Below are 15,320 nucleotides of genomic sequence, written 5' to 3'. Positions count from 1 at the left end.
TCTTAAAAGTTCTAAATCTCGATTAGTTAAATCAATCAAAATTTTATTTTATTAAATTCAAATTTTGCCAAACCTTATGAAATGCTTCAATCATTAAATCAACATCATTATCCGATAATTCATGTGTGCACAATCCATATGAAACGAAAGAATGATCGTGAAGTTCTTCTGCTACAGGGCAAATTCCTTTGGAGTAATCGACATTACCATGATAAATATCTGATGACCATGGAAACCCTTTAGAACCGAAGGCAATTTTTTGTTGGTACATAGGTAATAAATGTACATTTTGATATCCCTCGGCAAAAGAAAGCCCTTCTGCATTTAAAGCTTCTACAATTCTAGCTCTTGAAACGGGTAATTTCTGCAAATCCAGTACCAATGGATATACATAATAAGCATGGGTATTACCTGAAGCTATATATGGAGTTTTAATTCCATTTAAATCTTTCAACCCATTGGTCAATCTTTCTGCAATTTCTTGTCGTCTTTTTACTAGGTAGTCGAGTTTTTTTAATTGCTCAATACCAATTGCACATTCCATTTCCCCAAGCCTAAAGTTATGTCCCACAATATTAACAATATTTTGAACACCTTTATCTCCAACCACAGCTTCTCCATGATTCCTAATAAGTTGAAGTCGCTCAAAGATCTCATCATCATTAGTCACTAAAATACCACCTTCACCCGTATGAATATGCTTATGATAATTTAAACTAAAGCCCCCAACATGGGCTAATGTTCCGGTCTGTTTCCCATTTATTTCTGCACCTGGTGATTGAGCCGTATCTGTAATGACTTTTAAATGATGTTTTTCAGCAATTTTCATCAATGAATCAATATCACAAGATTGCCCAAAAATATCGACAGCCATAATAGCCTTGGTATAAGGAGTTATTCTTGCTTCCACAGATTTAGGATCAATATTAAATGTATCAGGATCAATATCTGCAAAAACTGGAATAGCGTTCCAATGTAATATGGCCGTAGCGCTGGCACACATAGTCCAAGGAGACACAATTACTTCATCACCAGGCTCAATCCCTATTGCTCCTACGGCAGCTACTAAACCTGAAGTCCAAGAATTAACAGTTACAGCATGCTTTACTCCAAAATATTTTTCACAATTTCTTTCAAATTCTTGAACTTTAGGCCCTCCAAAAAAATCTGCTCCCCAGCCTCCAATAAATTGAGATAATACACCCGATTCAATAACTTCTTTTACTGCATCAACCTCTTCTTTTCCAATTGGATTATATTTTTCAAAAGGTGTTTTTATTACTTTTTCACCACCCAAAAGTGCTAATTTCTCGCTTTCCATATTATAAATTTAACATTTTCTTACAATCACTCAAAGTCTCATACGCTTCTCCAGCACTGCATAATGCATAGAAAGCATTCCCATTTAACAAATGAGCTATATTATCAAATACTTGCCATTGATATCGATGCATCGAATTTTCAATGATGTATACATTATCAGAATTTCTTCTATCTCTCCATTCAATCAATTCTCCTCCGTTCAAGTAAGACAATTTACTAGATTTAGAAACTAATTCAATGGCATGATAGGGATTCAATTGATCCCAAGTTGACATAAATACCACATCTCCTTTTTCAAAAGAAACATACAGGTCTGGTTCTGCATCAAACTGATTTAATTGTTTTCCATTGCTAAGCTCTTTAAACTGTTTTACATCACCTAACCAATATTTTAATACATTCAAGAAATGTGAGCCATTGTGCAAAAAGCCTTTTGAATAATAACAAATCCCTTTGATTGGACTTTGTATTTCTTCTACATCTATTTTTCTCTTGATCTCAATAGCCCCAAGGTCTGATCTTCTGATGTAATTTACTAGTAATTGAACTCCCTTTGATTCACACATTTGAATCATTTCTTTGGCCTCATCCAATTGGTAAGACAGCGGTTTTTCACATAGGATTACTTGTGGCTTATCCTTTTCAAGGATACTTTTCAAGACTGAAAAGTGTAAGTTAGTTGGGCAAGCTAACACATATATATCAGCACTTAGTTGATCTAAGGCCGTGTTCACTTGGCCAAATACCGGTTTTTTATATTTCTTACTAAACAATTTTTGTAAACTTATATCTGGCTCAACTGCCCCCATTAATTCAAACATAGGGTGCAATTCAATTGCTCGGCAATGGGTTTGAATAATGTCAAGGTTCCCTTCATCTATATCATATCCCATGCCTATGTTTCCAAGACCGATTACAATACATGATAATTTATTGATTTTTTTCAAATTAAAGTTGTTTTAACGTTTTGAAAAAATCTAGACATTGATTATTTAGAAATTGAGGATTTTGTCCATTTATATCATTTATCCTTTCCTCATTTATTGAATTATTTAATCCTTCACTTATTAATTCACGAGTGTACAACGACGGAATTATGTCAGACAAGTCTCCTAAATAAAGTTTTTCGTTTGGATTTGGGATAATACTCAAAACAGGTTTACCTAAATAATAAGCCTCCACTAATAGCGAGCTCGTAATACCAACGACAACATCAGAAGAATTAACAATTTCTAATGGATTTTCTTCCTGGCTTATTAAATCAAAAAATGAAATATATTCTTCCAAATCCGATTTAAATTGTTTAGGATGTAATCTTAAAACTAAATAAGGACGAGGAGAAAGTTGATTTATCCCTAGTAAAAATTCATCTAATACTATTTCGGTCCTTCCTTCATGTTCAGATTTACCTAATAGCGAATAATCCTCTGATCGTTTGTATAAACTTGAATTTAACCCATCTGAAATTTCTGAAAGAAATAAGATTACTTTCCTATTTCCCGCTTTAGGCATCAGTGAATCTCTTTGTTGTTGACGATTATTTATTGTCCAATTCTTTGCAATAGACTTAATCCACTCATAGTGTGGATGAACTAAGATTTTAATTTTTTCAACAGGGAAACCAAGTTGGACATAAAGCTTTTGGGTGGTTAAATCTGGGACAATTAGCCAATCAGGTGCCCAAAATAAAGGAGAATCTGTTTGGCCTTTAAATCTTTCATTATGACTTCCTGCTCCATCTACCAAACCAATAGTAGAAATTTTTAAATCTCTCGCAGTTTGCATTAAAGAAAATGCTGGACTAGATTTATTTTCAGATGTTCCAGTTAAAAATACCTTTATTTCATTCAATTTAAAGAAATCAAATCTTAAATGGTATTCCTGGAATGGGAGGTATGAAATTTTTTTAGCATCCAATATTTTCTTAGCAAGTCCATCGGCAATTAAAATGATGTTAATGCCAATTGTTGAAAACTTTTCTAACAGAAGATAAGAGAAGGTAACAGCACCTGGATCTTCCAAAAAAAATAGCCAATTTTCTATTCTATTATTTTGCTCAATTTGCATTCTTAGTAAAATTGTTAATCTACCTTACAGGTTTTTCTTCGCAATGTCTATTTATTTCTTCCAATGTAGGATCTGTATTTAATTCTTCTATTATTGCCTCAATTCCAAACGAATAACCTAATCTAGGTTCTATTCTTTGAAATAAAGCTTTAATCAAATCAAGATCTTCTTTATAATCTAATTGTAACCTTAGATTAGGTCTTTCCCATTGTGGGGGAGCCATTAAATTACACACACTATATATTAATGGGTTTTCATAAAAGTATAATGATACATGTTCACGAACTGCTGGGTCAAAAATAGTCTTTTCAACTTGTTCTAAAATTTCTAAACTATATACCTGGACGTCAAGTCCTTGAGCATAAGATGGAATCCGTGCATTGGTTACTACATCAAACTTATTAGCTAAATAAGTATTAATTCCCAAATCAATTATATTGGGATCTAACAATATACAATCTCCTGTAATTTCTACAACAATATCAGAATTCATCGACCTCTGCGCTTCAACAACTCTGTTTAACACATCATCCTCGCTTCCTCTGTAGATAGCTATATTATTATTAATTGCCCATTCCGCCAATGGGTCGTCGCCTGGCTTATCTGTAGTTGCTAGAATAATTGAATCAATATTTTTACAAAGTTGTAATCTACTTATAAGCCTTTCTATTGAGGGCTTCCCATAAATATCATATAATACCTTCCCTGGTAATCTTGATGATCCCATTCTTGCTTCAATACTTGCTACTACTCTTGGCTTTGACATAAATTATAGTTCAACATCATTTAAATTTAATCGATCTCCTTTGTAAAGATTAGTTTTAACCTGTTTACCTAATAGCTCAGAATAATACTTGGGGTGTAAACCAAATCCTGGCCGAATAGACTTTATATTCTTCTCTGATATTTCTTCACCTGCTTTTACATCTTCAACCACATACAAGGAACGACTAAAATCTTTGCCCTTGGCTTGCTTTTCAGTTAACTGATAATCTACTTGACCAATGGCTTTCTCGGCTTCCCGCACAGCTTTCACCATCTGCGTAAATTCTGCTTCGTTCATGGAAAATGAAGCATCGGGCCCTCCAATGGAACGATCCAAGATAAAGTGTTTTTCAATGATCTTAGCTCCAAAAACCGTAGCAACCACTGGTGCAGTACTTCCTAAGGTATGATCAGATAATCCTCCAATGACGTTAAATCTCTTAGCTAAATCTTGTACCATAATTAAATTAGCTTCTTCAATGGGGGCTGGATAACTTGAAGTACATTTAAGTAAGGCAATATCTCTATTTCCCATTCGATAACAAGCATCCAGAGCCAATGTAATATCCTCTTCAGTGGCAATTCCCGTAGAAATAATGACTGGTTTTTGTTTGGATGCAACATATTCAATCAAAGGGATATCTGTAATTTCAAAGGAGGCTATTTTGTAGGCAGGTGTCTGTAAATTTTCTAAAAAATCTACGGCCGTTTTATCAAATGGGGATGAAAAACAAATTAAACCTTCCTGTTCAGCTGCTTTAAATAATGCTTCATGCCACTCCCATGGAGTAAAGGCTTCTTGATACAAATCATATAATTTTCTTCCCTCCCAAATTGTATCATTTATAACAAAATCATCTTTATCCGAATCAATGGTAATAGTATCTGCTGTATAAGTCTGAAGTTTAATACAATCAGCACCAGCTCTTTTCGCTGCCCGAATTGTTTCAATAGCTACATCTAAACTTCCATTATGATTAGCCGATAATTCAGCAATAATAAAAACTCTATTGTTCTCGTCAATATTAAATTTATCTATCTGCATATTTGATATAATGATAACTTTTAAAGTTTTGATATACCACTAATTCTTTGAAATCAAATCCCGCTTTTTCAAACATAGTTTTAGACGCCAAATTCTCTTGCTTGATATATGCATTGATCAATATATTAGGATAACTATTTAAAAAATCAAACGTGGCTAGCTGTAAAATGTTTAATCCGCATCCCATTCCTCTGTAAAATGCATCTACAGAGACTCCAATAACTGCATTAGACAGGTCAATTGTTTGAATCCTAACCTGTCCCACATATTCGTTTTCTAAATTTTCAAATAAATAAAAATGCCAATCAGCATGATTAATTTTCTCAAAAAACCAAGCTTGATGTTCGTCCCAACTGACTGTGTTAGAATTATAAGATTGTTCCCTTACTAATGGATCATTCACCCATTTAAAATATAGCTCTGAATCAGATTTTAATGCTTTTCTAAATCTTAAATGATTCATTGAATTTTGAATGAATGATTACATCTACAAATTGATTTTCAAATTTGGCATGTTGTTTTAATCTTGCCTCTTTAACTAACATGTTCTTCTCTAATGCCTCAAATAAATGTGGCCTTATATCAAAAGCATATGTATATATTTTATGCAATTGTAATTCTTTAAATGCCACTTCTTCAATCAAACTCAAATAGATAGACCAATGCTTTTGAAAATTATCCTTTTCTAATTTTGTATCCATGATGAAGGAAATCTCTGCGTTTCTATCCACCCAATTAATATGTACTAGCCCGCCGTACCCAATACATGTTCCATTTTCTAAATATGAAAATAAAATTTGATTCGGCTTTTCTTGATTAAATAGATTGGAGATTGTGCTTGCAAAATAATGACTCTGATCCTGTTCCGTGAGGGGTTTATTTTGTCTCAAATGATAAATTTGCTCATTCCTCCACTTCATAATATCCAATTGATCTATTTTTCGAATAGGTACTATTTGAAATTGATCTTTGGTAAAGATTTGTTTATTCAGCACTTTATACTCTCGGTCCATCATCAATCAATATTTTTCAATTTTGCATTCGAATCACAACTCCAGCATTGGATATTTGAGAGCGTGTTTGAATGAGATTCTGATCACGATGAGCAAAAAATGACCCCGCACTTACCGCTTCTACATTGGCTTGTAGGAATGCATCAGAAAAATGCTTGGCTAAGCCACATCCACCTCCGCATATTAAAGGGATATTCACTTGTTGAACAATGCTAGTAGGAACTTCAAGTTCAAGGCCATTTCTCATTCCATCATGGTCAATGCAGGTCAAAAGTAATTCTCCAGCACCCAACATTTCTGCTTTAATGGCCCATTGAATTGGATCTAATCCTGTAGCGAGAGCCCCTCCTTGTGAGTATACTTGAAAACATCCATCAGCCTCTTTTTTGTAATCTATACTGACTACCACACATTGAGCACCATATTTATTCGACATTTCTGTAATAAATTCTGGGCTTTCAACTGCTTTGGTATTAATAGAAATTTTATCTGCACCATGAGACAATAACAAACGAAAATCATCGTCACTGGCTACACCTCCACCTACGGTCATCGGCATAAAAATCTCTTCTGAAACCTTAGCAATTACTTCACTAAGTGTTTTGATATTATTGGTATTACTCTCGATATTCAAAAAAATTAATTCATCAGCTGATTGATCTTGAAATATTTTTGATTGAGATACGGGATCACCTATTTCTATTTTATCGCCAAATTGCTTAGTTATGACTACCACTAATTTATTGGGATTATTTCTGCTGGTTGCTAATTGCAATTTGGGTATCAATCTTTTCTTAGACATCAGGGTTTCCAGTTTATAAAATTTTCTAACACTGTTAATCCCAAATCTTGACTCTTTTCTGGATGAAACTGAGTAGCGAAAATATTATCCTTCATAATGGCAGCAGTAACAGTTTCCCCATGTTGATAGGTGGCAACTCTTTCCGCTTCATGACGAACCTTCACTTGGTAGGAGTGAACTAAATAGAAATCCGAATTTTCAGGTAATCCTTTAAACAAAGGTATTTGCTTGTCAAACTGAATGGTATTCCAGCCTATATTAGGCACTTTTAGGATCGAATTTCCGGGATTTAAACGAACAACATCTGCATCAAACCAGCCTAAGCATGTATGTGTACCACCTTCAAAACTCTGCTTTGCCATCACTTGCATTCCCAAACAAATACCAAGAGTTGGTTTCGCTAGTTTGATAACTTGCTCATGTAGAGCTTCCGAAAAACCATTCTCATTTAATCGGAAAATACACTGACTGATCGCTCCAACTCCAGGCAACACAATTCGATCTACCTGACTTAAATCTTCTGGTTTACTACAAATTTTGACACTTACCCCCAGATATTCAAAAGCATTGAATACTGATAATAAGTTCCCCATTCCATAATCAACAATTCCAATCATCTATTGAGACTTTCTCCAATTTTCAATTTGCACATCCGCTTCTGATCTATCCATTTTACCACTTCTTGTCCATTGATTAAAGTCTGGCAGCTTAGCTCCTGCTTCTTGTTCAAAAACATTTAGCTTCCAAGGCGAAACTGTATGACTCTGGGCAATTTCAAAAAATTCTGCTTCTGTAAGCCCCACCATTTCTAAAAATATTTCCAAGCTAGCCGGTTTCTTGCCTTCAAATTCATCTATCATTTTCTCTCCATCTTCCCTATCTAATCTTCCATGACGAATATCGATGGATGCCAAGGCTGTTGGTCGAGTATATCCTCGCTTAATGTATTTAATATAATCCCTTACCCCCTGCATGTGGCATTCAATCTTCTCGTAATTGTATTGAGGAGGTACATTTTCAACCAAATCTCCTTTCCAACCCAATTCATCCATGATGATTTCAGATTGGGTCTTTACATCCCAAGGAATGTATGACCCTAAACAAACACTTTTATAATTGAGGGCTCTCAGTTCTTTCAGCGGAGGATAAGTATAAGGTTTGAAATCTCTCTCATCTAAATCGCCACCTAATCTTACAGCCATATCCAATGCCGTAATCCCCAAATTCACAAAACGATTAAATCGCTTTTCATCCACTTCCTCTGGTTGATCATAGCTGTAATAGGAAGTATATTCAGCAGATGGCTCGCCCCAAAAAATAAGTGGAACTTTATATTTAATGGCAATGTGCATAGGGTATGAAAAAATCCCTGTATGGCAATGCCAACAAAAATCTCCCTTTTCTAAAAAGCTTTGCAACATTAATTTTTGTACCACTTTCCAATTGGGAGTAAATGAAATAAAATCAGCTCCCAGACCTCTTAGGACATTGATGGTATTTTCATTTAAGTTCGGTCTTAGAAAACCATGATCAAAACGAACTACCAGTGGCTTAACTTTAAACTCTTTCATTAAATAATATAATGTCCAAACACTATCTTTTCCACCACTAAATGGAACGATACAATCGTAATCGTATTTGCCTCTGTGCATTTCAATAAGTTCAGACAAGTCTTTTTTCCTTGATTCCCAATCGATTTTTCCCTCTTTAAATTCGACTTGTCTGCAAATACTACAAACTCCCATTTCATCAAAAGAAATTGATTCATGAGTTTCTGGGAGTAAACATTTGGTGCACCTTTTCATTAGAATATTTTTTAAATATGAAATTTAATTTAGTCGTTTAAATCCTGCATGACAAACAGCGCCCTCTAATAATTCATCGATGTTTTTTTGGCCCTTTTCACATTCAGAAATTACACAATATACTTGATCCAGAGCATTAAAATAAGAAGTAAAATGTTCTTCTTCATGTGCCACTGAAGCATAAAAATTGGTACTTGCTAGAAAACCCATTTTCAGCATTTCCTGTGTTAGATAGGTTTTATATTTTAATGTATTTTCTCCAGCAAATGAGTAAGTAGATAGTGAAGGAATACCTGAGATTGAAATATTCAGTTGATAACTATCTGCTAATTTTTTCCATCCTCTCTGCATCGTCAAACCATTTTCGGTAATGATTTCCCAAGACTTTATTCGCCTCATTACTTCCAAGGTTTTCAAGGCAGCTGTTGGACCAATTCTCTCTGTCCAAAATGTACTACTTATAAACGTTTTTTGAGCTGCTTCCATGACCTCTCTCTTGCCTACTACAGCCGTCAAGGCATAGCCGTTCCCAATTGTTTTGCCAAACATAGCTACATCTGGTTCGACGCCATATTTTTTATATATCCCTCCATAAGTCTCTCTAAATCCGGATGTACATTCATCAAAAATCAAAACTATTTGATGTTTTGTGGCCAAATCTCGGACTTTTTGAAGAAAATTATCCTCAGGGCCGAAATTTCTGACAACTTCCATTTTAATCACTCCGATATCTTGATTCTTAATCAAGTTTTCCAACTCTTCTATGTTATTATAGTGAAAAGGGAAAACGGTGTCCTTCAGTTTTTTGGGAACGCCAGAAGGATCTAACCCTGGCAAAAGGTGGCATGATAATCCATCGCCTTGGTTATGATTGGTAGATAAATACCAATCATGCCAACCATGATATCCGCATATTGCCACCTTATCTTTTCCAGAAGCAGCACGAGCAATACGAATGGCTATTGCGTTAGCTTCGCCTCCACTTCTAGCAAATCGAACCATATGAGCCCAAGGGTTCATTTGAATTAACTCTTCAGCTAGCCAAACCTCTTCAGGGCAATTGAGCGTACTCATGTTGCCATTTTGTACGGTTTGAATGACAGCTGCATCTACTTCGTCATTGCCATATCCCAAGGTATTAGTACCAATACCCATAATACACATGTCGAGGTATTCCTTGCCATCTAAATCCCATACCTTACAACCTTTTGCCTTACTGTAATAAGATGGCCAGTTGTCCGGTAAGAACATCTCTGGTCTTTTAGACAACAACATGGTACCACCTGGAATGAGCGTTTTTGCTTTTTTATATAATTCTTGACCCTTACCCATCATTTATCATCTTTTTCTAAGGATTTCATATATCCTTCGTTTCGAACAATTTTTTGGTTTTCAAATAATTCAGGATTCTCAACAATATAATCGGTATATGTCTTCCAACTTTCATCCATTCCTAATTTAGAAATCAACATAGTGATGGTCTCCAAATCGGAAGGTAAATCCACTGTCATTCTAACTTGATTATAATTGGCATTTGCTGAATAATTCATCGCCTTAAATAAGATTCCGCCATTGAAATCTGCATTTTTTCTAATGTATGGGGTAACATGCTCTCGTTCAGATGGCAGTTTCGCCTCAAGCCAAGCTTTTTCAAGGGCGGACCATTTGATTACTTCAATGTCTTGTCCATCTGGAAATTCTTCTACCAAAATATTGGAGCCATAATCAAGGTCATTTTGAATGGTCATTTCTATAACCTGATCAATCAATTGATGATCAATTAATGGGCAGTCTGATGTTACTCGAACAACAAAGTCTGGCTTCTCATTTTTGGCGGCTTGATAAAAGCGATCAAGAACATTATCTGTAGAGCCTTTAATTGATTCTACATTTTCATGCAATGCAATATCTACGATTTTGTCTGAATCTTCTTCAAACGTAGTTGCTACTATTATTTTTGAGGCTTTTATTGACTTTTTCAGTCTCTTCAGATGAATTGAAAGCAAACTCTCGTCCCCAATTTTTTTTAGTACTTTATGTGGAAATCTCGTACTTCCTATTCTCGCTTGTGTTAAAATGATGACTTTTTCATTTACCATAAGGAAGGATTTAATAAATCAACATTCAATATTTTGATTGCATCTATTTGTTGAATTGTTTCCGAGGAAAGAACCTTTGATGAACTATAAATATTTTGTTTCATTTGCTCTAAACTATCAACCCCAAACAATACTCCGTCGATGTATTTTTTCGAAAGGACATAGGCTATGGCCAAATCATTTAACGAAATATGATTCCTCTTTGCAAGGGCATGAAGTAATTGAATAGATGGAATTAAAGGTTTTAGCTTTTCAGGAAACATGTTTATTTCCTTAAAAAAAAGACCTTGAAGAAAAACCGATCTTGTATGTAGTTCTTTACTTGCTTCTTTAATTTTCAAAAATAAGTCCCCGCGTAAATTTTCATTATCTAGTAAATTAAAAGGTGCTTGAATTAAATCAATTTCTGAATCTTCAATGACAGCTTTCAATTGATCATTGGTATAGATTGAAACTCCTAGTTTTTTAAATAATCTACCTTTAAAGTTTCTATTTAATGGCTGAATTTGACTTTTACTATTTTGGTAATCTGAATAAGAATGAAACATCAAGGAATTGATAGAATCGACTTGAAGTTTATCAATACTTGATTTCAACGATTCTTCACAAGTTCTATTTGCCAAATTTAATTTGGTAATGATTTCAAATTTATTGGTCGGGTACTTCTTGAAATATTTACCTAATAAATATTCTGCATTTCCGTAGTTCGCCGCTGTATCTAATCGATTAATTCCATGTTGATAGGCAAAATCCAAAATTTGGAAAGCTTCATCTTCCGTAGTTTGTCCATTAACGTTATTTATACCATAATTTAGGCCAAACTGAACAGTCCCCAAGACTAATTTCATTTTATTCTTTTGGGATTAAAAATTGCCATTCTTATACAACTACAGTAATCGCCTTTATAAAGAAAATGCTCCTTATAAATTCCTTCAATAATAAACCCAAGTTTCTTATAAAGGTTAACCGCAGCTATATTTTCACTAATTACCCCCAAACAAATTTTTCTTAGTTTTAATTCCTCAAAACAATATTTGATTACCAAATTAGAGGCTTCAAATGCATAGCCCTTGCCCCATTCATTAATATCTCCCATCATAATACCATACTCCGCAAACCCATGCTTATAGTTAATCGGATCAATCTTAATATTACCGATATGTTTATTGTTAGCCTTTAAAATTATAGCATAAAAAAAAATACTTTTCTCTTCTACAGTCTTTAAATACAATTCTAACAATTCCAATGTATAATTTCCCCCACTTTCTAAGTATTCATTTACAATTGAGTTATTCATCCAACAGACATATTCCTCTGATAATTGCTTTAAAGAAAGTGGAATTAGCTTTAATCTTTCTGATTCAATTTTCGTTGGAAATACCATTCGGGGATATTTTGATTTCTCGAATTAAAATATAGTCTGAAAATTAATAGGTGTCTTTAATTTTTCGACTATATATTCTATTTCTTCATCCTTCAATCCAAAATAAATTGGCAAACTGATGGCCTGAGAATAATACATTTCAGATTCTGGAAAGTCTTTCGGATTATAACCTTTTACTTGATAATAAGGATGATGATATATAGGAATATAATGAAGATTAACCATTATTCCATTTGAACGTAGTCTTTCAACTAATTCCTTATGACTGTTTCTTTTATCTTGATTTGTTCGAACCACATATAAATGAAAGCTTGAATAAGTCTCTTTGTTTTGAAATGGTATCACTAAATCTAAATCGAACAAAAGTTCATTGTATTTTTTTGCAATTTCTTGCCTTCTTTTAACAAATTCATCCAAACGTTTCAATTGACTTAAACCTAAGGCCGCTTGAATATCTGTCATTCGATAATTAAAGCCCAATTCAATTTGTTGATAATACCATGGACCGTCAGGACTATGACTCATTTCACGTGGATCACGAGTGATTCCATGACTTCTTAACCTTTGCATATGAGCACAATATTCAACATTATTTGTCAATGCAATTCCACCTTCCCCCGAAGTGATAATCTTTACAGGATGGAAGCTAAATATGGTAATATCGCTATATTGACAATTTCCAATAGGTAAATTTTTGTATTTACCTCCAATAGCATGAGAGGCATCTTCAATAACTTTAAACCCATATTCATGACTTAATCTAGCAATGCCTTCCATATCACAAGATTGTCCACATAAATGAACAGGTATAACAACTTTAGGTAATTTACCTGTGGTTTTTGCCAATAAAAGCTTTTCTTCAAGCTTTTCCACACTTATGGTGTAAGTTAACGGATCTATGTCAACAAAATCTACTGAAGCCCCACAATAAATCGCACAATTTGCGGAAGCGACAAAAGTAATAGGTGTCGTCCATACCCAATCCCCTTCTTTTACTCCTAGTGCTAAACAAGCAATATGTAGGGCGCTGGTAGCACTGTTCACTGCAACAGAATATTTAGCTCCACAGTATTGTGCTACTGCATCCTCAAATTGACCCACTAATGGTCCTTGAGTTAAAAAATCAGATTTTAAAACTTTAACGACTGCTTCGATATCTTCTTCTGAAATATCTTGTCGTCCATAAGGTAATGGCTTGAACATATAAATCCCCAAATGGGTAGTTAATTCTTTAATCTTTCGAATTAATTTAACATCGTTGAAGGAGTACCTTCCTCTACTATTTTACCATTTTCCAATTTGTAAATTTTATCACAATTGGTTAATGTAGAAATTCGATGTGCAACTATCAAAATCGTCTTCTCTTTTTTCAATGCAGTTATTGACTTCATTACTTCAATTTCAGTCAAAGAATCAAGAGCACTTGTAGCTTCATCCAGTAATAAAATTTGCGGGTTATAATACAATGCTCTAGCAATTCCAATTCTTTGTCTTTGGCCTCCAGAAAGCCTAACACCTCTTTCTCCAACTTGAGATAAAACACCTTCAGGCAAGGAATCAATATAATCTTTTAATTGTGCTGCATCAATAGATTTTTGTAAAGCTATTTCATCAATTTCATCTTCAGGTATTCCAAAGGCAATATTATTCTTAATCGAATCATCTGTTAAATATATCGTCTGCGGTACATATCCAATCTGGTTTTGCCAATATCGGACATTTTTAAAAATATCTTGTTTATCAAAACTAATTGTACCATTATCTGGAACAATTAGACCCAAAATAACATCAACTAAAGTACTTTTACCTGATCCACTTGGACCAATAAATCCAATAGTTTCTCCTCTTTTAATAGTAAGATTAATTTCATGCAACGCATTTCTATTACTTTTAAAATACTTAAAATTAACATGATTCAATTTCAATTCATTTTCAAAGGCTAGCTCCTCCAAATTATCATTTAGAGAATCCCATTTTTCTACCGCATTAATTTCTTTAAACTCATTATACAACAACTCTACAACAGGTTGTGCATATCGAATACCTTGCATCGATGTCATGATCCTATTTGCGGAGGGAATCATCCTAAATGCAGCTGCAGCAAAAACCCCGATAGTTGGTATAAGCAACTCCACTGGTCTATTTTGGAATACCATAATAATAATCAAGCCTGCTAAACCAACAACAGATAACAACTCCAAATAAGACCGAGGTACCAATCCTAAAGTAGCCACCTTTGCTAATGTCTTGGCATTTTGCTCATTATGATAATCAAACTGATTTAGGAAAAATATTTCTTTCCCCAAAAATTTAACATCTTTAATTCCTCCAATACCTTGCAAAACATGTTTATTAGATAAGCCAGAATGAAGCTGCCTTAAGTTTCCCCAATTTAAAAGTTTATTTTTCGTAATTCGATGAAAAACTATAATTGAAATCCCCAAAAATACCATAATGATAAAGGCCCCCAAAGGCTCTAACAATACTATGGTAAACACGACTCCAGCGATTACAGAAATTTCAACCGACAAACTAATAACTGATTGTGAGATAAATGTAAATTGACCAACTTCACCTTGAATATTCCTTAATAATTCAGCAGAATTTCTTTGAAGGTGAAAAGTATATGGCATTTTCATATAACCATCAAACAACTTTCTACCAATATCAGCAGATAGGTCGGCAGAAAACTTACTTTGCTTCCAACTTATATAAATTAGAAATATTGCCTTTATAAAATAGATAAAAATCAAAATCGACATTCCAAAAAATAATAATTGGAATTGAGTTGGATTCCCCAATAGATCAATTAACGGTTTTATTACTGGAAACTCATTCCCAACTTTTGGATTTAAAATAATCGCAAAAGCTGGAATTAAAATACCTAAACCTAGCATTTCAAAAAAAACACCAATCAACAATAATATACCTAAAATTATTAATTGTTTTTTCTGTTTGCCTGAAAGCAAATAGCTAATTTTTTTAAATAATGAGAATTTAAATGTTTTGATACGAAT

16 protein-coding genes are annotated in these 15,320 nt (G+C 33.8%); all 16 read right to left on the bottom strand.

Annotation, left to right across the window (positions count from 1 at the left end; all coding sequences use genetic code 11):
- Positions 1 to 43: 43 nt before the first annotated feature.
- The 16 genes from G9H65_RS02265 to G9H65_RS02195 are packed head-to-tail and all read right to left on the bottom strand — an operon-like array spanning position 44 to position 15,272.
- Complete coding sequence (locus G9H65_RS02265) at positions 44 to 1,321, bottom strand: DegT/DnrJ/EryC1/StrS family aminotransferase (RefSeq protein WP_166373726.1); 1,278 nt, start codon at positions 1,319 to 1,321, stop codon at positions 44 to 46.
- Position 1,322: 1 nt separating this feature from the next.
- Positions 1,323 to 2,216, bottom strand: a complete 894-nt coding sequence (locus G9H65_RS02260; RefSeq protein WP_166373725.1) for a Gfo/Idh/MocA family protein — start codon at positions 2,214 to 2,216, stop codon at positions 1,323 to 1,325.
- A 55-nt stretch (positions 2,217 to 2,271) separates the two neighbouring features.
- A complete protein-coding gene (locus G9H65_RS02255) occupies positions 2,272 to 3,390 on the bottom strand; it encodes a glycosyltransferase family protein (RefSeq protein WP_166373724.1) in 1,119 nt (372 codons plus the stop codon).
- 19 nt (positions 3,391 to 3,409) lie between these two features.
- On the bottom strand, positions 3,410 to 4,156 hold the full coding sequence (locus G9H65_RS02250) for a cytidylyltransferase domain-containing protein (RefSeq protein ID WP_166373723.1): 747 nt from the start codon (positions 4,154 to 4,156) through the stop codon (positions 3,410 to 3,412).
- Positions 4,157 to 4,159: 3 nt separating this feature from the next.
- On the bottom strand, positions 4,160 to 5,200 hold the full coding sequence (gene pseI / locus G9H65_RS02245; RefSeq protein WP_166373722.1) for a pseudaminic acid synthase: 1,041 nt from the start codon (positions 5,198 to 5,200) through the stop codon (positions 4,160 to 4,162).
- Positions 5,187 to 5,663 carry a GNAT family N-acetyltransferase gene (locus G9H65_RS02240; protein WP_166373721.1) on the bottom strand — a complete coding sequence of 159 codons (477 nt, stop codon included), beginning with the start codon at positions 5,661 to 5,663 and terminating at the stop codon, positions 5,187 to 5,189. Before G9H65_RS02240 ends, pseI begins: the two co-directional genes overlap by 14 nt.
- Entirely contained in the window at positions 5,644 to 6,216 is a 573-nt protein-coding gene (locus tag G9H65_RS02235; RefSeq protein ID WP_235927442.1) for a GNAT family N-acetyltransferase, read from the bottom strand. The genes G9H65_RS02240 and G9H65_RS02235 overlap by 20 nt, the downstream gene beginning before the upstream one ends.
- 13 nt (positions 6,217 to 6,229) lie before the next feature.
- On the bottom strand, positions 6,230 to 7,015 hold the full coding sequence (gene hisF, locus G9H65_RS02230; protein ID WP_166373720.1) for an imidazole glycerol phosphate synthase subunit HisF: 786 nt from the start codon (positions 7,013 to 7,015) through the stop codon (positions 6,230 to 6,232).
- Entirely contained in the window at positions 7,015 to 7,632 is a 618-nt protein-coding gene (gene hisH / locus G9H65_RS02225) for an imidazole glycerol phosphate synthase subunit HisH (protein WP_166373719.1), read from the bottom strand. The genes hisF and hisH overlap by 1 nt, the downstream gene beginning before the upstream one ends.
- Complete coding sequence (locus G9H65_RS02220) at positions 7,633 to 8,820, bottom strand: N-acetyl sugar amidotransferase (RefSeq protein WP_166373718.1); 1,188 nt, start codon at positions 8,818 to 8,820, stop codon at positions 7,633 to 7,635.
- Positions 8,821 to 8,844: 24 nt separating this feature from the next.
- Positions 8,845 to 10,155 (bottom strand): aminotransferase class III-fold pyridoxal phosphate-dependent enzyme, encoded by a 1,311-nt coding sequence (locus G9H65_RS13380; RefSeq protein ID WP_205753218.1) that lies wholly within the window; start codon positions 10,153 to 10,155, stop codon positions 8,845 to 8,847.
- Positions 10,152 to 10,919 (bottom strand): cytidylyltransferase domain-containing protein, encoded by a 768-nt coding sequence (locus tag G9H65_RS13375; RefSeq protein ID WP_205753217.1) that lies wholly within the window; start codon positions 10,917 to 10,919, stop codon positions 10,152 to 10,154. Before G9H65_RS13375 ends, G9H65_RS13380 begins: the two co-directional genes overlap by 4 nt.
- Positions 10,913 to 11,767, bottom strand: coding sequence for an aldo/keto reductase (locus G9H65_RS02210; protein WP_166373717.1), 855 nt, complete (start codon positions 11,765 to 11,767; stop codon positions 10,913 to 10,915). Before G9H65_RS02210 ends, G9H65_RS13375 begins: the two co-directional genes overlap by 7 nt.
- A complete protein-coding gene (locus tag G9H65_RS02205) occupies positions 11,764 to 12,303 on the bottom strand; it encodes a GNAT family N-acetyltransferase (protein WP_166373716.1) in 540 nt (179 codons plus the stop codon). Before G9H65_RS02205 ends, G9H65_RS02210 begins: the two co-directional genes overlap by 4 nt.
- A 24-nt stretch (positions 12,304 to 12,327) precedes the next feature.
- Positions 12,328 to 13,506, bottom strand: a complete 1,179-nt coding sequence (gene pseC, locus G9H65_RS02200; RefSeq protein WP_166373715.1) for a UDP-4-amino-4,6-dideoxy-N-acetyl-beta-L-altrosamine transaminase — start codon at positions 13,504 to 13,506, stop codon at positions 12,328 to 12,330.
- Positions 13,507 to 13,547: 41 nt separating this feature from the next.
- The gene (locus G9H65_RS02195) at positions 13,548 to 15,272 is read right to left on the bottom strand and encodes an ABC transporter ATP-binding protein (RefSeq protein ID WP_166373714.1); all 1,725 of its coding nucleotides are present in this window, start codon (positions 15,270 to 15,272) and stop codon (positions 13,548 to 13,550) included.
- Positions 15,273 to 15,320: the final 48 nt, after the last annotated feature.

Source organism: Aquirufa ecclesiirivi (genome assembly GCF_011250515.1).
Classification (GTDB): Bacteria; Bacteroidota; Bacteroidia; order Cytophagales; family Spirosomataceae; genus Aquirufa; species Aquirufa ecclesiirivi.
Note: the sequence above shows the minus strand (reverse complement) of the source record. Positions and strands in the feature narration are given on the sequence as shown.